Source organism: Zoogloea sp. GDB6, assembly GCF_056724105.1.
This window is the reverse complement of the sequence record NZ_CM161497.1, coordinates 5,692,684-5,715,556: the sequence shown is the minus strand read 5'-3', so window position 1 is coordinate 5,715,556 and position 22,873 is coordinate 5,692,684. Positions and strand designations below refer to the sequence as shown.

At 64.5% G+C, this 22,873-nt stretch carries 17 protein-coding genes; 6 read left to right on the top strand and 11 right to left on the bottom strand.

Annotation, left to right across the window (positions count from 1 at the left end; translation table 11 throughout):
* Nucleotides 1-157: 157 nt before the first annotated feature.
* The 4 genes from AC1PQG_RS26025 to AC1PQG_RS26010 form a co-directional block, all read right to left on the bottom strand.
* Nucleotides 158-478: a chaperone modulator CbpM gene (locus tag AC1PQG_RS26025; protein WP_481116766.1), complete on the bottom strand. Its 321-nt coding sequence runs from the start codon at nt 476-478 to the stop codon at nt 158-160.
* 2 nt (nt 479-480) lie between these two features.
* Nucleotides 481-1,428: a DnaJ C-terminal domain-containing protein gene (locus AC1PQG_RS26020; protein ID WP_481123061.1), complete on the bottom strand. Its 948-nt coding sequence runs from the start codon at nt 1,426-1,428 to the stop codon at nt 481-483.
* A 2-nt stretch (nt 1,429-1,430) separates the two neighbouring features.
* On the bottom strand, nt 1,431-2,501 hold the full coding sequence (locus AC1PQG_RS26015) for a flavodoxin family protein (RefSeq protein WP_481116765.1): 1,071 nt from the start codon (nt 2,499-2,501) through the stop codon (nt 1,431-1,433).
* A gap of 167 nt (nt 2,502-2,668) precedes the next feature.
* The gene (locus tag AC1PQG_RS26010; RefSeq protein WP_481120611.1) at nt 2,669-11,482 is read right to left on the bottom strand and encodes a GH36-type glycosyl hydrolase domain-containing protein; all 8,814 of its coding nucleotides are present in this window, start codon (nt 11,480-11,482) and stop codon (nt 2,669-2,671) included.
* 366 nt (nt 11,483-11,848) lie between these two features.
* Between AC1PQG_RS26010 and AC1PQG_RS26005 the strand changes: the two genes are divergently transcribed.
* Nucleotides 11,849-12,556 carry a hypothetical protein gene (locus AC1PQG_RS26005; RefSeq protein WP_481116763.1) on the top strand — a complete coding sequence of 236 codons (708 nt, stop codon included), beginning with the start codon at nt 11,849-11,851 and terminating at the stop codon, nt 12,554-12,556.
* Between the two features lie 140 nt (nt 12,557-12,696).
* Complete coding sequence (locus AC1PQG_RS26000) at nt 12,697-12,846, top strand: lmo0937 family membrane protein (protein WP_481116762.1); 150 nt, start codon at nt 12,697-12,699, stop codon at nt 12,844-12,846.
* 28 nt (nt 12,847-12,874) lie between these two features.
* Here AC1PQG_RS26000 and AC1PQG_RS25995 read toward each other — a convergent pair whose 3' ends face one another.
* Nucleotides 12,875-14,515, bottom strand: coding sequence for an ABC transporter ATP-binding protein/permease (locus AC1PQG_RS25995; protein WP_481120610.1), 1,641 nt, complete (start codon nt 14,513-14,515; stop codon nt 12,875-12,877).
* 132 nt (nt 14,516-14,647) lie between these two features.
* Entirely contained in the window at nt 14,648-15,136 is a 489-nt protein-coding gene (locus tag AC1PQG_RS25990) for a hypothetical protein (protein ID WP_481116760.1), read from the bottom strand.
* 257 nt (nt 15,137-15,393) lie between these two features.
* Between AC1PQG_RS25990 and AC1PQG_RS25985 the strand changes: the two genes are divergently transcribed.
* Both AC1PQG_RS25985 and AC1PQG_RS25980 read left to right on the top strand, forming a co-directional pair.
* Complete coding sequence (locus AC1PQG_RS25985) at nt 15,394-15,795, top strand: DUF4398 domain-containing protein (protein ID WP_481116759.1); 402 nt, start codon at nt 15,394-15,396, stop codon at nt 15,793-15,795.
* A 23-nt stretch (nt 15,796-15,818) separates the two neighbouring features.
* Complete coding sequence (locus AC1PQG_RS25980) at nt 15,819-16,667, top strand: OmpA family protein (RefSeq protein ID WP_481116758.1); 849 nt, start codon at nt 15,819-15,821, stop codon at nt 16,665-16,667.
* A 54-nt stretch (nt 16,668-16,721) separates the two neighbouring features.
* Here the strand turns inward: AC1PQG_RS25980 and AC1PQG_RS25975 are convergent, their stop codons facing one another.
* Genes AC1PQG_RS25975 through AC1PQG_RS25965 form a run of 3 tightly spaced genes read right to left on the bottom strand, consistent with a single transcriptional unit; the run spans nt 16,722 to nt 19,358 of the window.
* On the bottom strand, nt 16,722-18,836 hold the full coding sequence (locus tag AC1PQG_RS25975) for a putative bifunctional diguanylate cyclase/phosphodiesterase (RefSeq protein WP_481120609.1): 2,115 nt from the start codon (nt 18,834-18,836) through the stop codon (nt 16,722-16,724).
* A 19-nt stretch (nt 18,837-18,855) separates the two neighbouring features.
* A complete protein-coding gene (locus AC1PQG_RS25970) occupies nt 18,856-19,080 on the bottom strand; it encodes a CsbD family protein (RefSeq protein WP_481116756.1) in 225 nt (74 codons plus the stop codon).
* A gap of 56 nt (nt 19,081-19,136) precedes the next feature.
* Nucleotides 19,137-19,358, bottom strand: a complete 222-nt coding sequence (locus tag AC1PQG_RS25965; RefSeq protein ID WP_481120608.1) for an ElaB/YgaM/YqjD family protein — start codon at nt 19,356-19,358, stop codon at nt 19,137-19,139.
* Nucleotides 19,359-19,596: 238 nt separating this feature from the next.
* Here AC1PQG_RS25965 and AC1PQG_RS25960 point away from each other — a divergent pair, with 238 nt between their 5' ends.
* Nucleotides 19,597-19,932 (top strand): DUF1840 domain-containing protein, encoded by a 336-nt coding sequence (locus AC1PQG_RS25960; RefSeq protein WP_481120607.1) that lies wholly within the window; start codon nt 19,597-19,599, stop codon nt 19,930-19,932.
* Nucleotides 19,933-20,277: 345 nt separating this feature from the next.
* The gene (locus AC1PQG_RS25955; RefSeq protein WP_481120606.1) at nt 20,278-20,721 is read left to right on the top strand and encodes an antitoxin Xre/MbcA/ParS toxin-binding domain-containing protein; all 444 of its coding nucleotides are present in this window, start codon (nt 20,278-20,280) and stop codon (nt 20,719-20,721) included.
* A gap of 324 nt (nt 20,722-21,045) precedes the next feature.
* On the opposite strand, the gene AC1PQG_RS25950 is transcribed toward AC1PQG_RS25955, so the two are convergent.
* Nucleotides 21,046-21,636: a malonic semialdehyde reductase gene (locus AC1PQG_RS25950; RefSeq protein ID WP_481120605.1), complete on the bottom strand. Its 591-nt coding sequence runs from the start codon at nt 21,634-21,636 to the stop codon at nt 21,046-21,048.
* Nucleotides 21,637-21,673: 37 nt separating this feature from the next.
* Nucleotides 21,674-22,843: an LLM class flavin-dependent oxidoreductase gene (locus AC1PQG_RS25945; protein ID WP_481120604.1), complete on the bottom strand. Its 1,170-nt coding sequence runs from the start codon at nt 22,841-22,843 to the stop codon at nt 21,674-21,676.
* Nucleotides 22,844-22,873 lie beyond the last annotated feature (30 nt).

Below are 22,873 nucleotides of genomic sequence, written 5' to 3'. Positions count from 1 at the left end.
TATTCCGTCATCGCCAAAGGACGCCGGAGATCTTATGGAAAGCGGTGCCTGGTCCGATGCAGCGATGACTGGGCACAGCGAATACCCATGTTGCACCGAGTGCCACAGAGGTTCCGTACGCTAACGAACAGAGCAAGATTCCGTTTGTCATTTGCCGTCAAAGGGCGCCCAGCACCCTAAGGCGTTCCCGCAGGGCGTCCACCTCATCCAGCAACTGCAAGGCCAACGCCGCACCGGCCAGATTGAGTCCGAGATCCCGCCTCAGCCGCAGGGCGACTGTGGCCCGGCGCAAATGGACGCCTGTAAACCGCCAACGATGCGGCTCCCGCCCCAAAGGGGCCAGGACCCCCTCATCCACGAGTTCGACGATGCTATCGGCGCGTACTGCACAGGCGCGACAGAGCTCGATCAAGGTCAGCCCGGTCTGCTCTTCGAGAATCGCCACACTGGCTTGGGGCAGCATCTTTTCGTCGTCCATTGTCAGCCTCCAGCTATTGATCGCGGGTCAAAGGATCGGAACTGCCGGGCCATTTCGCTATAGAACGCCCGGGCTGCATCACTGTCGGCGGGCGGCAGAGCGATCTGCAGCACAGCATAGAAATCCCCCGGAGTGGAACCGGGGATACCGCGCCCCTTGAGGCGCAGCTTGCGGCCAGCGACCGCATTCGGCGGAACCTTGACCTCCACCGCTCCGCTCGGGGTCGGCACTTCCACCTGCGCCCCCAATGCGGCCTCCCAGGGTGCGACACGCAAGTCGAAATAGACGTCCCGCTGCTCGACGCGATAGTGCGGATGTGGCAAGAATTCCACCTCCAGGTAAAGATCCCCGGCCGGCCCTTGCCCCACGCCAGGCATGCCCTGCCCGGCCAGACGAATGTGCTGCCCAGCGCGGATGCCACGGGGAATCGACACATTGAGGGTGTGCTTGCGAAGATGCACACGCCCTTGCTCGTCCGCTTCCGGCATCTGCAAGACAAGACTGCGAGTCGCTCCCGTATAGGCATCTTCCAGGTCGATCTGCACGCGGGCGTGGTGGTCCTGGCCACGGGCGTGAAAACCACCTCCAGTGCGATACCCGCCGTGGGCACGGCGACCGTAGAGCGACGCAAAGAAATCGCTGAAATCACTGTCTTCGCCATCTCCGGCCAGGCCATCCGAAAACTCGAAGCCCGCGCTTCCGCCCGGCGGTGGCCGAAAGTCCTGGCCGGCTTTCCAGTTGCTCCCCAATTGATCGTAGGCGGCCCGCTTCTCCAGGTCCTTCAGCACCGCATAGGCTTCTCCGAGTTCCTTGAAACGGCTTTCGGCATCGGATGCCTTGCTGACGTCGGGATGATACTTGCGCGCCAGTTGGCGATAGGCGCGCTTGATCTCGTCCTGGGTCGCATCCCGCGCCACCCCCATGATCTTGTAGTAGTCCTTGAATTCCATGCTCACTTGGCGCGCGGACGCGACAGCCTGGGCTGCACCGCCTGGAGTCTTCCGGCCCGCAGCTCCTCGACAGCCTTGGCCACCGCGCGTGCCACATTGCGCACGTCCTCCTGCATGGGCTCATCCCAGTCCAGGGTGTTGTGGCTATCGGCGTAGGGCGCGTAATAGCCGATGAAACGGTCCAGGCGCGCCAACGGGCCGGCATCGATGAAGCCCATCCAGTCGAGCCAGTCCGACAGGCCGCGGCGGGAATCCTCGATGCCAGCCACGTCTCCATGGACCACCACCCCATAGACACGCCCGGCCAGATGCTGTGGATAGTCCCAGCCCGCCATCTCCAGTGCCTTCGCCTTGTCCGCATCCTTGCCCGAAGTCGTCGTCGGGTCCGGGTTGCCGCCATCGGCGCACACCAGACGGTCGATCATCAACTTCAGGGGGCTCGGGCTCTGGTACCAATACACCGGCGTGACGATGATCACCCCGTGGGCCGCGGCCCAGCGCTCGTAGATCTCGGCCATCCAGTCGTTGGTCTGCCCGAGGGCATGGTTCGGGTAACAGCTGCACGGCCAGTGGCACAGGGGCATCGCGGTGGACACGCAGGCCTTGCAGGGGTGGATCTTGCGGCCGTATTCGGAGGTAAGCAGGCTCAGATCGAGCACATCGGTGACGATGCCTGTCTTGTCCAGCAAGTCCCGCGCGATCTGCACCAAGCGGAAACTTTTCGACATCTCGCTCGCGCAGGACCCGTCGTTGCGCGCCGATCCGCACACCAACAAGACCCGCGAAGGGCTCGCCGGGTCGGCTTGGCGCGCCTGGGCCGCCTCGATGCGCTGCCGGGTCGCCACCCATTCAGCGGACAGGGACTGGGCCGGGTCTGCGTAATCGGGCCCGGCCATCTGCTGAAAGGGCGACTTACGCCCCTCCACATAAGCCTGCCAGGCGATCTCCTCCAGCCGCGCCAGGGCTTCGTCCTCCTCCCTGAAGGCCGGATCGGCGAAGGAGGCACGGAAGCGCTCCGAAAATACTGCCCGTGGCAAGGGCCCCGGGGCCTGCCCCTCGCGAACACGGATCATGCCGGGCTCACTCCGCCCGCTCATCGACGGACGTGACATGGGATGGTTTGTGGGTGGCACGAGCCGTCTCCTCACAGGATGAAGAACACCGGGAGCCGACCGTAACAAGGCGCGAGCCCGACCGTCCGTGCGCTCGCGAACACAACACGCGGCGTGCGGAGCCTCTTTCAGCCCTTCAGACTCAAATAGACCCGATGCACCCGGCCATCATCGACCAGATGAACCCGGCCGTCGTGTTGCGCGATGCCGTCCACGAACAGGCCTTTTTCTGCGTACTCGGCGCCGGCGGCCGTCTGCGAGACGTTGATGTGGAACTCCGTTTCCCCGTAGCGGTAACGGATCGTGTAGCCGGGCCAGTCGGCAGGCAGACGCGGGGACAGACGCAGCACGGCGCCTTCCCGCTGCAGCCCGAGCAGCGATTCGACGATCAGCCGGTACAACCAACCGGCGGCGCCGGTGTGCCAGCTCCACCCACCGCGCCCGACATGAGGCACCGCCGCATAAACGTCGGCCGCGATGACGTAGGGCTCCAGCTTGTAAACCGCCACACCTTCCGCCGAGCGACTGTGGTTGACCGGATTGATCAACCCCAGCAGCGACCAGGCGCGCTCCGCGTCGCCCAACTCGGCAAAGGCCATTGCGGCCCAGACCGCCGCATGGGTGTATTGCCCGCCGTTCTCGCGCACCCCCGGCACGTAGCCGCGGATGTAGCCCGGCGCCAGGGACGAGGTATCGAAGGGCGGGGCGAGAAGCTGGACCAGGCCATTCACGCGACTCACCAAGTAGGTATCGACGGCCTCCATCGCCATGCGCGCCCGCCCAGGATCGGCGGCGCCGGACAGCACAGCCCAGCTCTGTGCCACCGAGTCGATGCGGCATTCGGCATTGCGGCTGGAGCCCAACGGCGTGCCGTCGTCAAAGTAGGCGCGGCGATACCACTCGCCCTCCTCCCCATCCCAACCGTGCTCATCGAGCTTGGCGCGCAAACGCGCGCTTTCGCCTCGGCACTGCGCGGCGAAAGCTGCATCGCCATGAGTCTCGGCAAGTCCGGCGAAGTGGCCGAGCACTGCATACAGGAAGAAGCCCAGCCAGACGCTCTCGCCCTTGCCGTCGATCCCCACCTTGTTCATGCCGTCGTTCCAGTCGCCGGAGCCCATCAAGGGCAGGCCGTGGACGCCGAAGCGCAGGAGGGTGCGCCGAATAGCGCGCACGGCGTGCTCGTACAGGCTGGCGACCTCGGCCGAGGGGGCCGGCTGGTCATAATAGGAGTCCTCTCCCGGATTGACCGGGCGGCCTTCGAGAAACGGCACCGTCTCGTCGAGCACGCCCGCGTCGCCCGTCACCGCGACGTAGCGGCACACCGCCAGCGGCAGCCACAGGGCATCGTCGGAACAATGGGTGCGCACCCCCCGCCCCAGCGGCGGATGCCACCAGTGCTGGACGTCGCCCTCGACGAACTGGCGGCTGGCGCAAAGCAGCAGATGGGCCCGTACGCGGGCTGGTTCCGCATGGACCAGGGCCATCACGTCCTGCAGCTGATCGCGAAAACCGAAGGCGCCGCCCGACTGGTAATAGCCGCCGCGCGCCCACAGCCGGCAGGCCAATGCCTGGTAGATCAGCCAGCCATTGACCAGCACATCGACCGCGGGGTCGGGCGTTTCGATGTGCACCGCGCCGAGCGTGCGGTGCCAATAGTCATGCACCGCATCGAGAGCCCGGTGCGCTTCACCGACGCCCTGGACCCGCGCCGCCAGACGGTCGGCCTCCTCTGCGTCGCCGGCGACACCGAGACGGAAGGCGATTTCCCGCGCCTGGCCGGCGGCCAGTTCGAAGCCCGACTGGATCGCCGCGCAGGGGTCCAGCCCACCGCCGACCCGCCCCGACAGCCCGGTACGCTGCATGGCCGCGGGTTTGCGCAGGGAACCGTTGCGACCGATGAATTCGCTGCGATCGGCACTCAGGCCGACCACATCGTCCGCGTGAAAGAAGGCAATACGGCCAGGGAAGTCGATGCTGTAAGCGTTGCGGGCAGACAGCGCACCGCTGCGCGGCGCGACCTCGGTGATCACGTGCATGGCCGATTTTTCGCGCAGATCACCCAGCACCCATTCCACGTAGCCGGTGGCCGAAAGGTAGCGCCGCCGCCCAGACTCGTTGCTCAACTTCAGCAGCGAAAACTTGACCGCCATGTCCACCGCAACAAACACCGTGAGTTCCGAGTGGATACCATCCACGTGGGTTTCAAAGACGCTGTAGCCGAAGCCGTGACGGATCGTGTAGGTCGCGTCCGCCGGCACCGGCAAGGGCGTGGGAGACCACACCCGGCCACTTTCCTCATCGCGCAGGTAAATCGCCTCGCCGCTGGGGTCGCACAGCGGGTCGTTGTGCCACGGCGTCAGGCGGAATTCGTGAGCGTTCTCGCTCCAGGTATAGGCACCGCCGCTTTCCGAGATCAGCGTCCCGAAGTGCGGATTGGCCAGTACGTTCGACCACGGGGCCGGCGTTGGAGCGGCAGCGTGCACAGTGATGACGTATTCGCGGCCATCCGGGGTGAAACCGCCGAACCCGTTGGAGAGGATCAGCTCATCGTCTGCCGACGGCACCCGGCCCGGCGCTTCGGGACGGTAGGGGCGGATCGGCACCAGCGGCGGCATGTTGGTGAGCGCCAGCATCCGGTGATCGAGCTGCTCGGCCAACGTGCCCCGGCAATCGGAGAGGATGACGCGGGCGACGGCCTGGAACAGCAGCCGGTCCTCGACGGAAATCTGCTCCACCGGGCGGACGAATATGTTCCCCGGCCGGTCGCCCAGGCCGCCGCTGCCCGAGGCGACGAGGTCGATGATCTGCTCCTGCAGGCGTTGCCGGTAACCGGCGTGGTCCTCGTTCCAGATCACCAGGTCCACCGCCAGGCCCTTCAGACGCCAATAGGCGTGCGCCTGCACGAGCTGGCGTACCAGCTCGATGTTGGCGGCATCGCCGATCTGCAGCAGCACGATCGGCAGGTCGCCGGAGATGGTGTAGCCCCACAAACCCGACTGACCGCGGCGGTTCTTGACGAGGAGCGCGGTGTCGGCGCGCAGTGCCGGGCTGGCGTACAGCACCGCACCGGCCAGGCGGGCATAGAGCCGGGCATCGGCCTCCACCGCGTTGAGCTGCTGCAATTCGACCTCGCTATGGGTCCACGCCAGGTCGAAGACGCGGTCGGCGAGATGGCGATCCCGATACTTGCCGGCCAGGCACACGGCCGCATCGCGGCTGTCGGCCATGCCGGTGACGATGTCGACGCTGGCAGACTGCTCCGGATCGAGGAAGAAGCGCTGGCGGATGGCGACGATGGGATCGAGCACCGGCCCCGCGCTACCGGACAATGCGCCGGTTTCGCTCAGGGCCATGGGAGCCGCGGTGGTCCGCGTGCGTCCGATGAAGCGGGCGCGGTCGGTCTCCCACGATACGGCATCGGCATCGACTTCCACGCCATGCACGGCCATCCCATGCAGCATCCACGGCGTCGCCTCCTCCGGGGAGCGCGGCCGGCGCATGCACAGGATGGCTTGATGCTGCGGCAGGATCTCCGTCTGTACGAACAGCTTGCTGAAGGCCGGGTGAAGGGCATCGGCGGCCGGCGGAGCGATCACCACTTCGGCGTAGCTGGTGATCTCGACCTCCCGGCGGCGCGACGAGCGATTGGTCAGACGCACGCGGCGCAGCTCGATATCGTCCTCCGGCGAGACGACGATCTCCGTATAGGTTTCGATGTCGCCGTCGGGCTCGACAGGATCGCAGCGCCGGAACTCCACCCGCCCTTCCGAGAGGATCGCTTCGTAATCGGTCGGCCGGTGGCAGGTCGGCTGATGGGCGGTGGACCAGAACAGGCCACTGGCCACGTCGCGGATGTAGCAGAACGAGCCCTGGTCGTCGCACGCGCCGTCTTCCCGCCAGCGGGTGACCGCCAGATCGCGCCAGCGGCTGTAGCCGCTGCCGGCGTTGTTGATCATCACCTGATAACGGCCGTTGGACAGCAGCTGAACTTCGGGTGTGGGGGTGTCCGGCGTAGTGAACATCCGCACCGGCGCGGCCTGCGGCACGATCCGCGCGCGCAAGCCCGAGAGCTCGGCCGCATGGGAGAACAGGCCCGCCGCCCGCGGAACGCGCTCCTGGAGCAGCGGCATGACCGCCTGGAACAAGCGCTCCGACTCGAAGCGACGCTGCATCGGGCGATCCAGAATGAGCCAGGCCAGGGCCAGCAGGCTCATGCCCTGGTGGTGGGCCATGAAGGCCCGCACCACCGCCCTGGCCTGCCCGCGGCGCTGGCGGGCAGGCGTGTAATCGATGGCCTCGAAGAAGCCGAACTGGCCCATGAAACCCTCGGCGGCCAAGCGCTGGAGATTGGCGCAGGCGGCCACGGGGGCGACCATCAGCGCCATCACCGAGGCGTAGGGAGCGACCACCAGATCTTCGACCAGGCCGGGCTTGAGGCCCAGCCCGGGCACGCCGAAAGCGCGGTACTGGTAGATCAGCTGGGCATCGACGGTGTTGTAGGCCGATTCGGACATGCCCCAGGGCACCCCGCGTTGCCGGCCGTATTCGATCTGGCGGGTGACCGCCGCCCGGCTGGTCTGGTCAAGCAACGTGCGTTCGTAGGTCGGCATCACCAGCTGGGGCATCAGATATTCGAACATCGACCCGCTCCACGACAGGAGCACCGGCTCGCCGCCGGCCCGGGTGAGCAGGCGCCCCAGGGCAAACCAGCTTTCCTTCGGCAAGGCCCCCTGGGCGATGCCGACGAAACTCGCCAGGCGTGCTTCCGAGGCCAGCAAGTCGTAGCAACTCGCATCCGCGCGCCGGTTCTGCACGCTGTAGCCGATGCTCAGCAGGTGCCGCGAGGCGTCGAACAGGAAGTCGTAGTCCATTTGTGCCAGCGCCACGCACTGCTGCGCCAGGGCTTCGATGACGGCCATGCGCTCAGCGGCGCGGGCGCTCCCTTCTGCGAGCGCGTGCTGGAGATCCATGAGCCAGGTACGCTGGGCTGCGCTGCCCGCGCCGTCGAGCCGCGCCTGCAGCGGCGGACCGAGCACACGGTCGAGCGTCACCAGCGTGCGCAGGGTCGGCAGTCCGATCTCGCCGAGCAGCCAATCGGGCACGTCGTCCAATCCAGGGGGCGGCTTCCCGAGGACGAGCCACGGGGCCAGAAACTCGATTTCGCCCCGTGCGCTCTGGAGCGCCCCGGCCAACGCCTGGGCCCAGCGGCTTGCGTCCTGCGCGGAAGGGCCCGAGTCGCCACCGGCGAGCCAGCTTGCGGTGTGTGCCACGATGCCGTCGGTTCTGTCGCTCAGTTCATCGAGAATCGCCCGTAGTAGCGGCAAGGTGCCAGGCGGCGTAGCCGCCGCCGCGTCCAGCGCGTCCCGCAACGCCGTCACCAAACCCTCCGCGGCCGGGGCGATGGTCTCGGCAAGCAGCGCGGCGGTGTCGCCAAGGCCGTCGAACATCTTGGGCGACGCGATCCGTTCATCGGCAAGGGCCAGCAGCCCCGCCCTCAGGGTCAGCAGATGCCCGGCGAGGTTGCCGCTGTCCACCGTCGACACGTACAGCGGTTGCAGGGCCTGCAGGGTCTGGGTGTCGTACCAGTTGTAGAAATGGCCCCGGTAGCGCTCCAGCCCCTCCAGCGTGCGCAGGGTATTGGCGGTCCGTTCGACGAGCGGGCCACCGGGGATGTAGCCAAAGTCGTAAGCGGCCAGATTGGCCAGCAGCGCCAGCCCGATGTTGGTCGGTGAAGTGCGGTGGGCCAGCGTAGCAACGCGATACTCCTGGTAGTTGTCGGGGGGCAACCAGTGATCGGCCGGGCCGACGAAGGTATCGAAGAACGACCAGGTGCGCCGCGCCAGCCCGCGCAAAAAACGGGTCTGCTCGGCGGTGAGCACAGGCTTTCGGACCGCCAGCGGACGACTGATCCACCAGGCCAGCGCTGGCGACACAAACCACAGCAACAACACCGGTCCGGCCACCCACAGGGCGGCGGGTGCCGCCGCGACCAGGCCGAGCGCAATGGCCACGCTCAGCAGCGGAGCGCTCGACATCCGCCGGTAGGACGCGCTCAGGCTGTTGCGGGACCGGGTGTCCAGCACGCGCTCGATCTCGCTCGACGGACACCATTCGAGCAATCTGCGGTGGCTCGCCCCCATGCGCCACAGGGTGCGGGCGATGGCATCCAGGCTGAAGGAAGCCTCGTAGGGCAGGCAGGCAAACTCGAAGCCGAGTTGGGCGAGCCGACGGGACACGGCATTCAGCACGGCCGCCAGGTGCTGCATGAGCAGCATTTCCTCCGGCCGGCGCAGCAGGTCGACGATGGTCGCGCACAGGCTGGGCAACAGCAGGATACCGAGCAGCGACGCCGTCCACTGCAGGGATGGTTTCAGGAACAGCCAGCCCAGCACCAGCAGGAACAGCAGCGCGCCCGGAACGAGGCTGCGCCGCAGATTGTCCGCCAGTTTCCACTGGGACAGCAGCGACAGCGGATTGGCCTGGCGGTGGGCCGCGCCCCCCCTGGCGCCCTCGGAGCCGTCCTTGCAGGCGCAGGGCACCTTGGGCAGCAGCCAGGCCAGAAGCTGCCAGTCGCCGCGGATCCAGCGGTAACGGCGGCTCACGTCGACGTTGTAACTGGCCGGGTAGTCTTCGTAGAGCAAGCTGTCGCTCAACAGCCCGGCCCGGGCATAGCAGCCTTCCAGCAGGTCGTGACTGAGAATCCGGTTGTCGGGAAAACGGCCGCCCAGCGCGCGCTCGAAGGCGTCCACGTCGTAGATGCCCTTGCCGATGAAGGAGCCTTCGCCGAACAGATCCTGGTACACGTCGGAGACGACCCGCGTATAGGGGTCGACGCCCGCCTCGGCACCGTACAGTTGGGCGTAGCGCGACCGGTTCGCGCCGGGCAGGCTGATACCCACGCGGGGTTGCAGGATGCCGTAACCGGCCACGACCCGCCCTTTCCGGTCGTCGTAGACCGGCCGGTTGAGCGGATGGGCCATGGCGCCGACGAACTGGCGTACCGCGTCCTGGGCCAACTGGGTGTCGGTGTCGAGGGTGATGACGTACTTCACACCGGCCAGGATCGCCGTATCGCCGACGATGGTCGCAAAGCCCTCGCCGCCGCTGCCGCGCAACAGTGCGTTGAGATCGGCCAGCTTGCCGCGCTTGCGCTCACTGCCCATCCAGCTGCGCTCCTGCGGGTTCCAGCGCCGTGGCCGGTGGAACAGGAAGAAGATGTCCTGCCCCTCCGTGGCATAGCTCGCATTGAGGGCCTCAATGCCGGCGCGCGCCTGCGCCACCAGCGCATCGTCCGCAGGGAGCGAGGCCTGCGGTGCATCGAGGAAATCGGTGAGCAAACCGAAATGCACGCTACCGTCCCGGTTGGCCAGGAAGCGGACCTCCAGCGCTTCGAGCAGGTTTGCAACGCCCGCCGGGTTGCTCAACATGGTCGGCACCACCACCAGACTGCGGCATTGCGGCGGGATACCGGTCGAGAAATCCATCCGTGGCAAGGAACGTGGCTTGACCAGCAAGGTGGCCAGCCAGTTGCTCAACGCTACGCCGAGCTGGCTGGTGACCGGTAGCGTCAGCAGCGCAAACGGCAACAGCGCCCAGACCGGCCATTCGACCGCCAGGGCTGCGTACAGCAGCGCGGCGCTGACGATCATAGTAATCAGCGCGATGGCGCCCAGGTACAGCGGCAGCGCCGCGCGGGATGCCACCCGGCGCAGGCGCTCCGCGGCACCGGCGTGGGTCCCTGCGACCCGCTCCAGTTCAGGCCGCCCGGCATCGATGAGGTAATAGCCGACATGGGCCGTCCTTCCCCCTGTGCTCGATGCCGCAGCCCGGGCCAGGTCCACCGCCTGCCGCGCCACCTCATGCTCGCTCAGGGAGCTCGCCTTGGCGATCTCCTCGGTAGCGTGGCGATAACGGTCGCGGGTTGCGAAGTCCATCCGGGCATAAACGCCGCCAGGATCGTCGCGCAAGGTCTTCTCGACCAGGCTCAGGCTCTCGACGAAATCCCGCCAGTCCATCGCCCCCAGTACGCGCAGGCTGCCGATGCTGTTGCTGATGGAGACCTGATCGGCGGCCTGGCGCTGGTTCTCCGCTTGCACCACACCGGCGATGGTCAGGCCGGACTGCGCCAGGCGCTGCTCGACCCAGCTCAGCGGTAGGGCCAGTGCAGGACCCCGTCCCTGCAGGCGGCGCGCCAACTCGGCGACAAAGGCGCCGGCCATCGGTGGCTCCGAGCGGACCATGTCGGCGACAACCAGGATCAGGTCCTTCCCATCGGTCTCAATGGCCTCGCTCATCCGGTCCGCCCAGCTACCGGCCAGTGTCCTCTCGCCCCAGCCGGCTGCGATCCCCGCACTGACCCGCCGTAGGTTCTCGATGACCGCCAGGCGCAGCATGATCGGAATCGCCCACAGCTCCCCCAGCTTGAGCGGCGCGACACGCTGGTAGCTGGCGACGAAGCGGCCCAGGCTCTCCGCATCCACCCGGCCATCGCCATGGGCAACGGCCTCGAGGGCGATGTCGTACACCCGTGGCCGCCCGGCCAGGACCGCGGCGCCATTCAGGTGCGGAAGTTCGCGGCTGTACCCCTCCGGCAGCAGGCGCCGGGCCATGCGGATCTGCTCTTCGATGAGATAGAAATTGTCGAGCAGCCACTCTCCGGCCGGCGCAATGCGCCGATTGTCGGCGACCGCCTCGGTGAGCAGACGACACACATCGAAGAGCGTGCGCTCATTGTCTGCCAGGCGGGCCAGCAACCTGTCGGGCACGAACGGCCCGCGGGCCAGGGTGTGGGCACCGGCAAGCGCGTTGCCGTGCAGGGCCATCTGGTCGGCGCTGAATAATTCGGCCCGCAGCGGGGGCTCGTCAACCACAGACTCGTGGTCCTCGAGCTGACGGACGAACAGCGTCTTCAGCGACCTGTAGCGCATGTTTGGTGCGCTCACGGCAAGACTGCGTGCGACAAGACCTCGAGCGCGAGGAGTGCCGCCCCAGTCATCCACCAGGACAGTAAGAGCATGTTGTCGTACAGACGGGCGGGGGACGACGGGTATCGGAGCAGGATTGTCGGCATCGGGAACCTTCCACCGTTCGCCATACAACGGCTGGCGATGGACCGGAGTGCCTGGCCTTCGACCGCGCTTGCGGCAAACAGGCATGTTCCCCGCGCTACGGCTGGGCCAACCCGCAGCCGTCGTAAAAGCGCATGCGAGCATGGCAAAACCTCCCGCGAAGCCTATCGCTACACCCCGCGTGGGTCGGTGCGCTCTCGCACATAAGGATGGCGTGCGGATGCGGGAGTCATTGCCTGTGTGTTCCAACGCACCGACCCCACCAAGACCAGGCCCCATTCTTCAACTGCGCCGCAGAACCGTATCGGGCACAAGCACCGAACGGTCTCCGGATGCATCACATCAATGCGTAGCCATAAAGGATCGACAATGAAAAACCTCAAACTCGCTACCGTCGCAACCAGCCTCTGCCTCGCCTTCAGCGCCGCCGCCATCGCCGCACCTCTGACCAAGGCCGAATACCAGGCCGCCAAAGAGGAAGCATCAAACAAGTACAAGTCCGACAAGGCCGCCTGCAAGTCCATGAGTGGCAACGCCCAAGACATCTGTATCGAAGAAGCCAAAGGCCGGGAGAACATCGCCAAGGCCGAACTCGAAGCAAAGTACGAACCGTCCGCCAAGCACAGCTATGAGGTCCGCCTGGCCAAGGCCGAGGCCGCCTACGCCGTGGCGAAGGAAAAGTGCGACGACGCAGCCGGTAATGCCAAGGACGTGTGCCGCAAGGAGGCGAAGGCTGCCTATGTGACCGCAAAGGCCGACGCCAAGGTGGCCGAGAAAACCTCCGATGCCAACTCGACCGCTTATGAAAAAACCAGCGGCGCCCGCCAGGATGCGGCGACAGAAAAACGCGATGCCGCCTACGCCGTGGCGAAGGAAAAGTGCGACGCCCTCGCGGGTGATGCCAAGGCAAGCTGTATCAGCGCGGCCAAGACGCGTTACGGACAGTAAGCACCGAGATCCCCGTCCGGGCATCCACCTGACACGGGAGGAGCAATCCAGGGTGGATAGCCAGTCTGGTCCTGTTCCCCCATTGGTGGACGGACGGGCCGCCCGACAGATACACCACAAGCTCAACAATGGAGGACGCCATGCTCTATACCATCGCCATCATACTGCTCGTCCTGTGGCTGCTCGGCCTGGTCACCTCGACCACCATGGGGGGCTTCATCCACATCCTGCTGGTGATCGCCATCGTTGTCGTCCTGCTCCAGGTGATCAGCGGACGCCGCAGCGGCTAATGCACGTCCGCTGGACTCACGGCCTGGTTCAGGCCAGGGGATGAACTGACTTACTGTAGCGCGCCCCCTGCAACACCCAGCGTCCTGCTTCGCCGAACTCCAATATCTGGCGATGGTATGGCCGGATCGAGGCGCGGTGGGCGACGCTGACAAAGGCAATTCCACTGGCGGCGAGCAACCTGTAGAGATGCTCCTCGTTGGTTGCATCCAGCGCACTGGTTGCCTCGTCGAGGATGACGTAACGGGGAGCGAGAAGCAGTACACGGGCGAAGGCGACCCGCTGCTGCTCACCCATCGACAGCACCTTCGTCCAATCCAGCTCCCCGTCCAGGCCGCCGACACGCGCAGCGAGATCCGGCAGGTTGGCCTGTGCCAGTACATCCAGCAATTCCTCGTCCGACACGGGCCGATCCTGCCGCGGGTATAGCAACTGGTTGCGCAGGCTGCCCAGCAACATATAGGGACGCTGGGGCAGGAACAGCATGTCCCCGGCAGCCGGACGGGCTATGCGCCCCGCGCCGGCACGCCACAACCCCGCAATGGCGCGGAGCAAGCTGCTCTTTCCGCAACCGCTGCTGCCGACGATCATCAGGCTCCCGCCTGGCTCGACTGACAGGGAAAGATCGACGATCAGCTGCCTTTCCCTGTTCGGTGTCCATAGGGTCAGGCGGTCGATCACCACCCGGGAATCCTCGACGATGGCAATCCCCTTCTCCATGGGCACCTCGGCCCGTCCATCCATCACGCCGGCAAAGCTGTCCAGGCGCTCGATTCCCGCCGCAAATTTGCTGAAGCTCTCGAAGTTGTCGACGATCACGGTGAGAGCAGCCAGGATCGCCGCGAAGGCGCCCGCAGCCTGGATCGCGCGCCCGACCTCCAGCTCGCCGGAAATGACCCGGTCGGCAATGATCGCGCTGGGCAGGATGATGGTCATGAAGCTGTAGGCGTACTGGAAGATGTTCAGGTTGAGCTGCACCCGGATGAGCCTGCTGAAATTGCTGAACACCTCGCCGAAATTCCGCTCGACCTGCTGGGCCTCCAGTTTCTCGCCGGCGTAGAAGGCAATGGCTTCCGCGTTCTCACGGATGCGCACGAGGCTGAAGCGGAAATCCGCCTCCCGTTTGAGCTGGTAGAAGTTGAGCCCGATCAGCACCTGGCCGAACAGCACGACGGTGATGAACGTCCCGATGAAAGCGTAGATCACCAGGAAGAGAACCAGGCCCCGGGAGATGGACCACAGCACGCCGGCGAAGGCCGCGAGCTGCAATACGGCGCCAGCCAGCACCAGCAGGAACTGGAGTGACTTCTGGGTGAAGGTGTTGATGTCTTCGGCAATCCGCTGATCGGGATTGTCGATCCCCGAGCTGGCATCGAGCCGGAAATAGACACCGTTTCCCAGGTAGGAAGCGAGGTAGGCCCGGGTCAGCCAGCGCCGCCAACGAAGACCCAGGGTGTCCCGCACGTAATAGTAGAAGGCATAAACCGGGACGCCCAACAACAGCACCCCGAAACACCGCTCGATGGATGCCCAGAACCGCGCCCCATCCTTCGCCGCCAGTGCGGAGGTGAACTCGCCGGTCTGCCCGTTGAGCATTACCGCGAACAGAGCCTGACCCAGCAGGAGCAGCACCAGCAGGGCCAGCAGCGCCAGCAGCGCCCAGGCGCGCATTTTCTCTTCACTGAACCAGTAGGGGGCCGCAATCGCCCGGAAGCTTGCCAGGAGCGCCCGGTCAAGGAGAATCGTCCGCTTTAGCAAGGCACCTCCCCACGCCCGACCAAGCCCCTGCGCCATGTACTTCGATCACCGGCCTGTCGCCACAAACGACATCCGCACGGGCTGCCCGGTCGCATCGACCTGGAGACGCTGGCGCTGCCATACACCGTCGATACGGGCGGACACCCGGTAGTCTCCTGGTGGTAGCTTGAGATAAAGCAGCGGCCCTTCGCTGACGGCGGTATAGCTGCGCCGCCCACCCGTCCCCTCCACGGTGAAGGGAATATTCGCCAGATAGTGACCACTGCGGTCGCTGAACACCACCCACACATTGTAGGCCGCAGCCGACTTGCGCATCTCGTCGCGATCCGCCTCTCCCACCCCGCCACTCATCCATCCGACGCTCTCCGACGGGGCGCTGACCACGGCGCTGCGGATAAGCGGCGGACTCCCTTCGCCAGCCTGCACCCGGGCGCCGCAGATCAAGGACAGCAAACCGACCAGCCCGGCCGGTACGGGCCGCCGGAGCCCTACCCGGCACAAGCGAAACCAGAACCCCGATAGCTTGATTTTCATCGTTCGCTCCTGAAGGTGTCGGGTATGGATGGTTTGACTTGCTGGATGCATTCACCCGATGGCGCAAGCCTAAGCCTGGCCTCGGAGAGGCTCTGTCTGGCGCCGAACATAGGCGCGTCGTCGCTGCACCGTGTACGCCAGCGTACCGACCCGCGATTGCTTCCCACCCATGCTGCGTCAGTGATCCCCCGCGGAAACGAGCCTCACCCTCTGCGATCAGGCCGATCACCCGATTAACTCCATGAAGGGAACAGACCATGAAGACGCTTTGCAGGCCAAAGTGCTACCCCGGCACGGGGCGAACAGCTCTGCCGGTCCTGATCCTCGGCGCATCGATGCTGCTGGCCGGCTGCGCGAGCACCCCGGCACCAACCGAGCAACTGGCCGTTTCGACGGCGGCGGTCAGCCGGGCCGACAACGCTGGCGCTGCTGCGCTGGCCCCCGCCGAGATGCAGATGGCGCGGGAAAAACTCAACCAGGCCCACGCGGCAATGACGCGGGAAGACTTCGATAGGGCACGCAACCTGGCCCAGGAGGCCCAGGTGGACGCCCAGCTGGCCGAAGCCAAGTCCCGCTCCGGTAAGGCCCGTAAAGCCGCCGAGGAATTGCAGGAAGGGGTTCGCGTGCTGCGCGAAGAACTCGACCGCAAGAACCAGTGATTACCCGGACAAAAGGAACGACCATGACCGAACACCGGATCTTCGTAATGACCCTCATCGCGCTGGGCACCCTGGCCAGCTGCTCATCGCCGCCACCGAGAAACGCCCTGTTGGAACAAGTCCGTGGCGACTACCAGATGGCCCAGGGCACCCCCGAGGTGAGCGAGCTCGCCAGCGGCGAGCTGAAGCAAGCCAGCGACGCCTTGAATCTGGCCAACGAGGCCGCCGCACGGGGCGAAAACTCTGCCGAGGTGGATCACCTGGCCTACCTGGCCAAGCAGCGGATTGCCATCGCCCGAGAGGCCGGCAGCCAGAAGGCTGCCGAGCGGACGGTGAACAACGCCGAGGGCGCCCGCGACAAGGTACGCCTGAGCGCCCGCACCACCGAGGCCGACATGGCGCACCGCAGCGCCGACGATGCCCGCATGGATACCCGCGACGCCCAGGCCCGGAACCTTCAGCTCGAAAGCCAGCTCCAGGCCCTCAACGCCAAGCAAACGCCCCGCGGCATCGTGATCACCATCGGTGATGTGCTGTTTGACACCGACCGTGCCGAGCTCAAGGCCGGCGGCATGCGCAATATGGAAAAACTCGTCGCCTTTCTCAAAGACAATCCACAACGCAAGGCGATGATAGAAGGGTTCACCGACAGCTCCGGCAACGACAGCCATAATCAGGCGCTGTCGGAGCGGCGCGCGGATTCCGTCATGAACGCGCTGGTGAGCATGGGGATCGGCAGTGAGCGCCTCAGCACCCGGGGCTATGGCAAGGGCTACCCGGTGGCAGGCAATGACAGCGCCAGCGGTCGCCAGATGAACCGGCGCGTCGAGATCATCCTGTCGGATGAAAGCGGCAATATTTCTTCCCGTTGATCGAGCCGTGGCCTCCCGCTTTGCCCGCCGACGCCGGGCAGCGGGGCCCAGATCTTAAGCAACCGGCGGACTCAACGGGTGCTTTCCATTCGCCAACAAAGCCCCGAAATCCACGGCACCCAGGGGATGGCTGAACTGGAAACCCTGCCCTTCGTGGCAATGCTGGGCGCGCAGAAAGGCCAGCTGTTCAAGGGTTTCCACCCCTTCGGCGACGACCCGCTGCTTGAGGTTACGCCCCATGCCGATCATCGCGCTGACAATGGTGGCGTCGTCCGCGTTGGTGGCGACATCTCGGATGAAGGACTGGTCGATCTTGAGGGTGTCGATGGGGAAACGCTTCAGGTAACTGAGGCTTGAATAGCCGGTCCCGAAATCGTCGATGGCCAGGTGCATGCCCATGGCCTTGAGAGCAATGAGGACCACTGCCGACGCTTCGGCGTCATGCATCAGAATGCTCTCCGTCAGCTCCAGTTCGAGCAGCTGTGGCGCCAGGCCGGTGTCTGCAAGGATCAGGGCCACGCCCTCCAGAAAACCCTTGTGACGGAACTCCATCGCCGAGATGTTCACCGAAATCGGAACGGTCCTCAAACCGGCGTCCTGCCAGACCCTCAGTTGCCGGCACGCCTCCCGCATGACCCAGCGCCCGATCGGCACGATCAAGCCCGACTCCTCCGCGATGGGCACGAACTGTGCCGGCTGGACGAGGCCCTGCTTCGGGTCCTGCCAGCGGATCAAGGCTTCGGCACCGGTCAGCACCCCCGACATCAGGTCGATCTGCGGCTGGTAATGGAGCACGAACTCATCCTGCCGCAATGCACGGCGTAGGCTGCTTTCGATGAACTGACGCTGCACGGCGCGGGTGTTCATGTCTCCGCGGAACAGCTGCCAGTTGTTCCGGCCGCTGGCCTTGGCGTGGTACATGGCCGTGTCGGCGTTCTGCATCACGCTTTCCGGATTGTCGCCATCATCGGGAAAGACACTGATGCCGATGCTCAAGGTCACGTGGAGTTCATGCCCGTCGATCAGCTGCGGCTGGGAAAAAACCTGGAGCAGCTTGTCGGCAACCCGGGTGGCGTCCTGGAGGTGCTCGATCTCCGACAGCAGGATGACGAACTCGTCGCCCCCTTGCCGACAAACCGTATCGGTGATGCGCACGCAGGTCATCAGGCGCTCCGCCACCGATTTCAGCAGCTGATCACCGACCGCGTGCCCAAGGGAATCGTTGATGTGCTTGAAGTAATCCAGGTCCAGAAACAGCAGCCCCACCTGCTTGTGCCGGCGCCGGGCCAGCCCGATGGCCTGGGCCAGGCGCTCCGTCAGCAGGGCCCGGTTGGGCAGGCCGGTCAGAAAATCGTGGTGAGCCAGATGGAACATCTTGATCGCCATGGCGCGAGATTCGCTGACGTCGTGAAAGACGAGTACGGCGCCCACCACCTGGCCGTCCCGGTTGTGGATGGGTGCCGCCGAATCCTCGATGGACGCCTCCGCACCATCCCGCCGCACCAGCATGCAGTCCGCCGCCAGCCCGACCGTGCGATCCTCGTGCATGGCCAGGTGGGCCGGGTTGGCCGCTATTTCTCCGCTGCTGCCGTCGACGATGTGGAACACTTCGGCCAGCGGTCTCCCGATGGCCTCCTCCCGCGACCACCCGGTCATCCTCTCCGCCACCAGGTTCATGTAGGTGACGTTGCCCGGGATGTCGGTCGTGAGCACCGCGTCACCGATGGAATTGAGAGTCACCTGGGCCCGCTCCTTCTCGGCAAACAACGCTTCCTCCGCCACCCTCAGCACGCTGTCGGCAGACTTGCGATCCGCGATGTCCTCCACCGTCAGCACATGTCCAAACGGCGGCCCCACGCCATGCCTGGCCGCGTTCAGACGTATCCACGCCAGGCTGCCGTCGGCACACAGCAGGCGAGCCTCCACCCGGAAAGGCTGGTGCTCTTCGGCAGCCGCCCGCCATTCAGCCAGAACGCGCGTCTGATCCTCCGGACAGATGAAGCTGCGCCAATCGCGGCCCAGCAACTGCGCCTCCCCGAAGATCCGTCGACAGGCGGGATTGGCATGGACACACAACCCTTCGGCATCGGTGACCAGAACACCCAACGGGATGGCCTCGACGATGCCCCCTAAATCGCCCCCCGAAGCGACGGCTGGCTGCGTGGTCATGGCGACGGCAACAGCAGGATCAGGACGGGCTTTTCGGCGTGGCATCCTTGTTGAGCTCCTCAAAGCGCTTGATCTGCGCCTCGGCCTCATCCTTGGTGACGCCGTAGGTCTCCTGGACCTTGCCCACCAGCTCGTCGCGCTTGCCGGAGATCACATCCAAATGGTCGTCGGTGAGCTTGCCCCACTGCGCCTTGACCTTACCCTTGAACTGCTTCCAATTGCCCTCAACGATATCCCAGTTCATTTTCGACTCCTCATGTTCATAAAACGGACGGCAGGATTGCCGACCGAAGCCGCAGATCAGCGGCGACTGAGCAGAAAACCGATCAGGAAGCCGGCGACGGCCGCGCCGCCCAATACCTGCCAGGGATTCTCCTTGACGTAATTCTGGGTGGCATCGGCAGCACGGTGAGCGTGGTTTGAAAGTCGGTCCCGGGTGCCGTCGTAGCAGGCTTGAGCCTTGTCGAGCACATCACGGATGCTGGAGTCGGTACCCGGAGCTGCGGTGGTTTCAGTAGTCATCATGTCTCCTCATAGGGATGGAACGATGGAACGCATGGGCGAACGGCGGAGCGACACCCATGACGACACCTCGGCAAATCGTCCTACCGCAGCATCAGCGTGTCGGTACGCAAACGTACAAAGTTGGAATGAATGTGATTTCGAGCAAGCGCGCCGGGGGCTCCATGTGCGCTAACGAACGGATGGTATCCATGGGCTGCGGTCACAATGAGCCGTTGCCGAATGGAGGAGCCACGCCATGCTGATCATCTTCAAATCCGCCGCCTGCAGCGACCTCATCACCTTCGAGAAGGACGCCCGGCAGATGCTCGACGTACTCGGCAAGGACAGTAACGACGGGCAGGGCATCGTGACCGTGGAACAGCTGCCCGCCGCAATCAGGCAACTGCGTCAGGCCATTGATGAAGACGTAACTGTCTGCGCAGCAAAAGGCAGCAAGATGCCGCTATCGACAGCCGACGAAGGTAGTGACAAGGACGGCGATGCCGTCAGCTTCCACCAGCATGCCGTACCTCTGCTTGAATTACTGGAACGCTCGTTGAAGGACCAAGTTCCAGTCACGTGGGGCGTGTAGCAGAGCGAAGTTGCCTTCACAGACCGTGGCTTCGGCCGAGATTCTGCACAACCTGCAGGCGCTCACACCTCTTCAGACTGCAGTGCTGCGCGGCTTGCCGAGAGTGGTACGGACTGTCATACATTCAAGGCCGCCCCCTGGGAAGATATTTTAGGGCCGACGTTTCGTCCGAGGCTGCGGCATAGGTCGATGTCCCCTCGATACTGGCTGCACTCTGGGGCTTAGAAGAACGATCCCTTGTCTGGCGTACGTCACATGGCATCTATGATTGGGAGGATCCCGCAGTACCGGATATCTTACTCGTGCATACTCTGAGAAACTCAGTTATCAGAAGCGGAGATGGCTTTGGAGCCCGACATCACCACGTTTGCGAAAACCCTCTATCGAGCCTCGCCGGCTGAACGCGTCAGCCTCATCCATGCCAGAGTGCCAGCCTCCCGCATCCAAGAGCTCGTGGCGACGATGCAGGTCTCGCGAGAAAGCCTACTGCGCATGCTCAATCTGCCTGAAGCCTCAACCAGACAGAAGCCCCGTCAAAGAGCCATGCTTTCGACGGAGCAATCCGAGCGCGTAATCGGGCTGATGCAGCTGATTGGTCAGGTCGCGTTCATGGTGAACGACACCGGCGACGCAACTGACTTTGATGCCGCCCGATGGGTCGGCGAATGGCTTGAGCAGCCGGTCCCCGCGTTGGATGGAGCAAAGCCGTCAGACTACATGGATACGACGACAGGACAGAGGCTTGTCTCCAACCTGCTTGTACAGTCGCAGCTTGGCGTGTTCGCGTAATACGGGGGACGGGCTGATCGTCTGGGGATTTGTGCTCGGGGTTATCCACCACGTCTATTACGGCGGATGCCGGAATCCGAACGCTGGATGGATATGCTCGCCGTCCTTAACGGCGGACCGGGACACCGATCTGTGACGCGAAACTCGGCGCTCATGACCTTTACGCAGCCCGTGTTGTCCGAATTTCCGTCGCAAAAGGTGCCAGCACACCGTACTGCTCGGTGATGCCACTGCTATTAGCAGCGGCATCACCGAGCCAGACGCCAAGGACGCTCAGTGCCACGTTGGATCGGCCCCGTCGGGTAGAGCTCGGAGCAGCACCAATCAGAGCACCTGCACAACTTCGTCGAACGCCAAACGCTCAGCCCGCTCCCGAACCGATGCCGGATCCCCATGTCCCAGATTGGCGATGAAATTGACCTTGTAACGGCCATCGGGGAAAAATGCACGGTCAAGCGCATCCGCATCGAAACCACTGATCACGCCTACACCAAGTCCCAACGCCCGTGCAGCCAGGATGAGATAAGCCCCCTGCAGTGAGCCGTTGCGCAGCGCCGTCGGCTCCACGATGTGTGGAGCTTTCTCAAATAAAGCCTTGGCGTTGGGCGAGGCACTTAATCGAGGTAGATGCTCAAAGAAATGCGAGTCGTAAGCAACGATCACATTCAAGGGTGCCGACAGGGTCTTCTCACGGTTGCTGCCATAAAGAGTAGCGGCAAGCTTCGTCTTCGCCTCATCCGAACGCACAAAAACGTAACGTGCGGGCTGCGCGTTGAAAGCAGTCGGCCCCCATTTGACGAGTTCATATAACTGCCGAATGGTTTCATCCGGGACGGGGTCTGGATGGAACCCGCTAAAGGTCCGGGCATTGCGGAAGAGTTGGTCAAGAGCCGCGTCGTCGAGACAGATACCCATGTCTGTTCCTTCTACTGATCACTGAAGTACCCGGCGCCTATACGCGGGGACGGGCGAGAACGGGTGCCGGATGTTCAAGCGGCAACAACGGGAGCAACAAGTCCTTTATCCACTGGGCCTCTTCGATCAAGGGCCAGCCCGACAGAATGAAGGCATCAACCCCGAAATCGTCGCGCAGTTCGAACAGCCGTTCAGCCACCTGGCGCGGATTGCCCACGATATAGGTACCCGGCCCCTTGTCGAGGAGGTCAAACTGGTTCCACGGTGCCAGACCTGCGTAAGTGTTGGTATGGACCTTCAGCTCATCCAGCGTCGGCAGGTGGCCGCTGCGCAAAGCCTCGATGCGGGCCTGGACCTGTGGGTTGTCGCTGGACAGACGCTCAAGCCCACCAGGCACGCCAACCCGGCTTTCCAGGCTCACGTGGATCTGCCTTGCCAACTGCACCGGATCGCTCTGGCGCAATAGCCACTGGAAGTGGGCCAGAGCCTCCTCCTCTGTGTTTCGCACGATAACGCTGGTCAGCACACCAAGAGTAAAGCGACGTCCCTCCGCGGCAGCGGCAGCCTTCGCTGCGGTGAACTGCTCGCGCAGCTTCTCCGGGCGCTGGAGGAAAGCGAGATAGGTATCCACTACCTGCGCCGCGTGCTTCAGGCCCGCCGGCGATGCACCAGCCCCCCATAGGGGCAGATTGGGTGCTTGCACCGGCCCTAAGGGCAGCTGGGTGGGCTGAAATTCCCTGTCACCCAGGCTCGCGAGATTGAAATACTTGCCCTTGTGCCGGACAGTCTCGCCAGCATAAAGCTTCTTGAAGAGCTGCCAGTATTCAGCGCTCAATTCATAGCGCTCATCATGGGGGGCATGAACACCGTACTGTGCCAAGGTGCTATCGGTGCCATTCACCAGGTTGAACAGCAAGCGTCCACCCGAGTAGTCGTCGAACGTGAGGGCCTGCTGAGCGAGCAGAGCCGGCGGTGTAACACCCGGGTAGACTGGAATGAGGAAGCGCAACTTCTCCGTGAAGGGGAAGAGCGAGGTAACGGTCGTGAACACATCGTGGGCATAGGTGCCGACGAGAGCGCCAAAGTAGCCGGAACGATCAAGCAGATCTGCCAGGCGGCGCAGGCGATGGTGGTCCACTGGATAGCGACCCACATCAAGCCAGGGATAGCGCCCGTCTACCGGACTGATGTACCAAAGAACCTTCACGGGGGAATCCTTCAATGAAAGGCCCGGCAA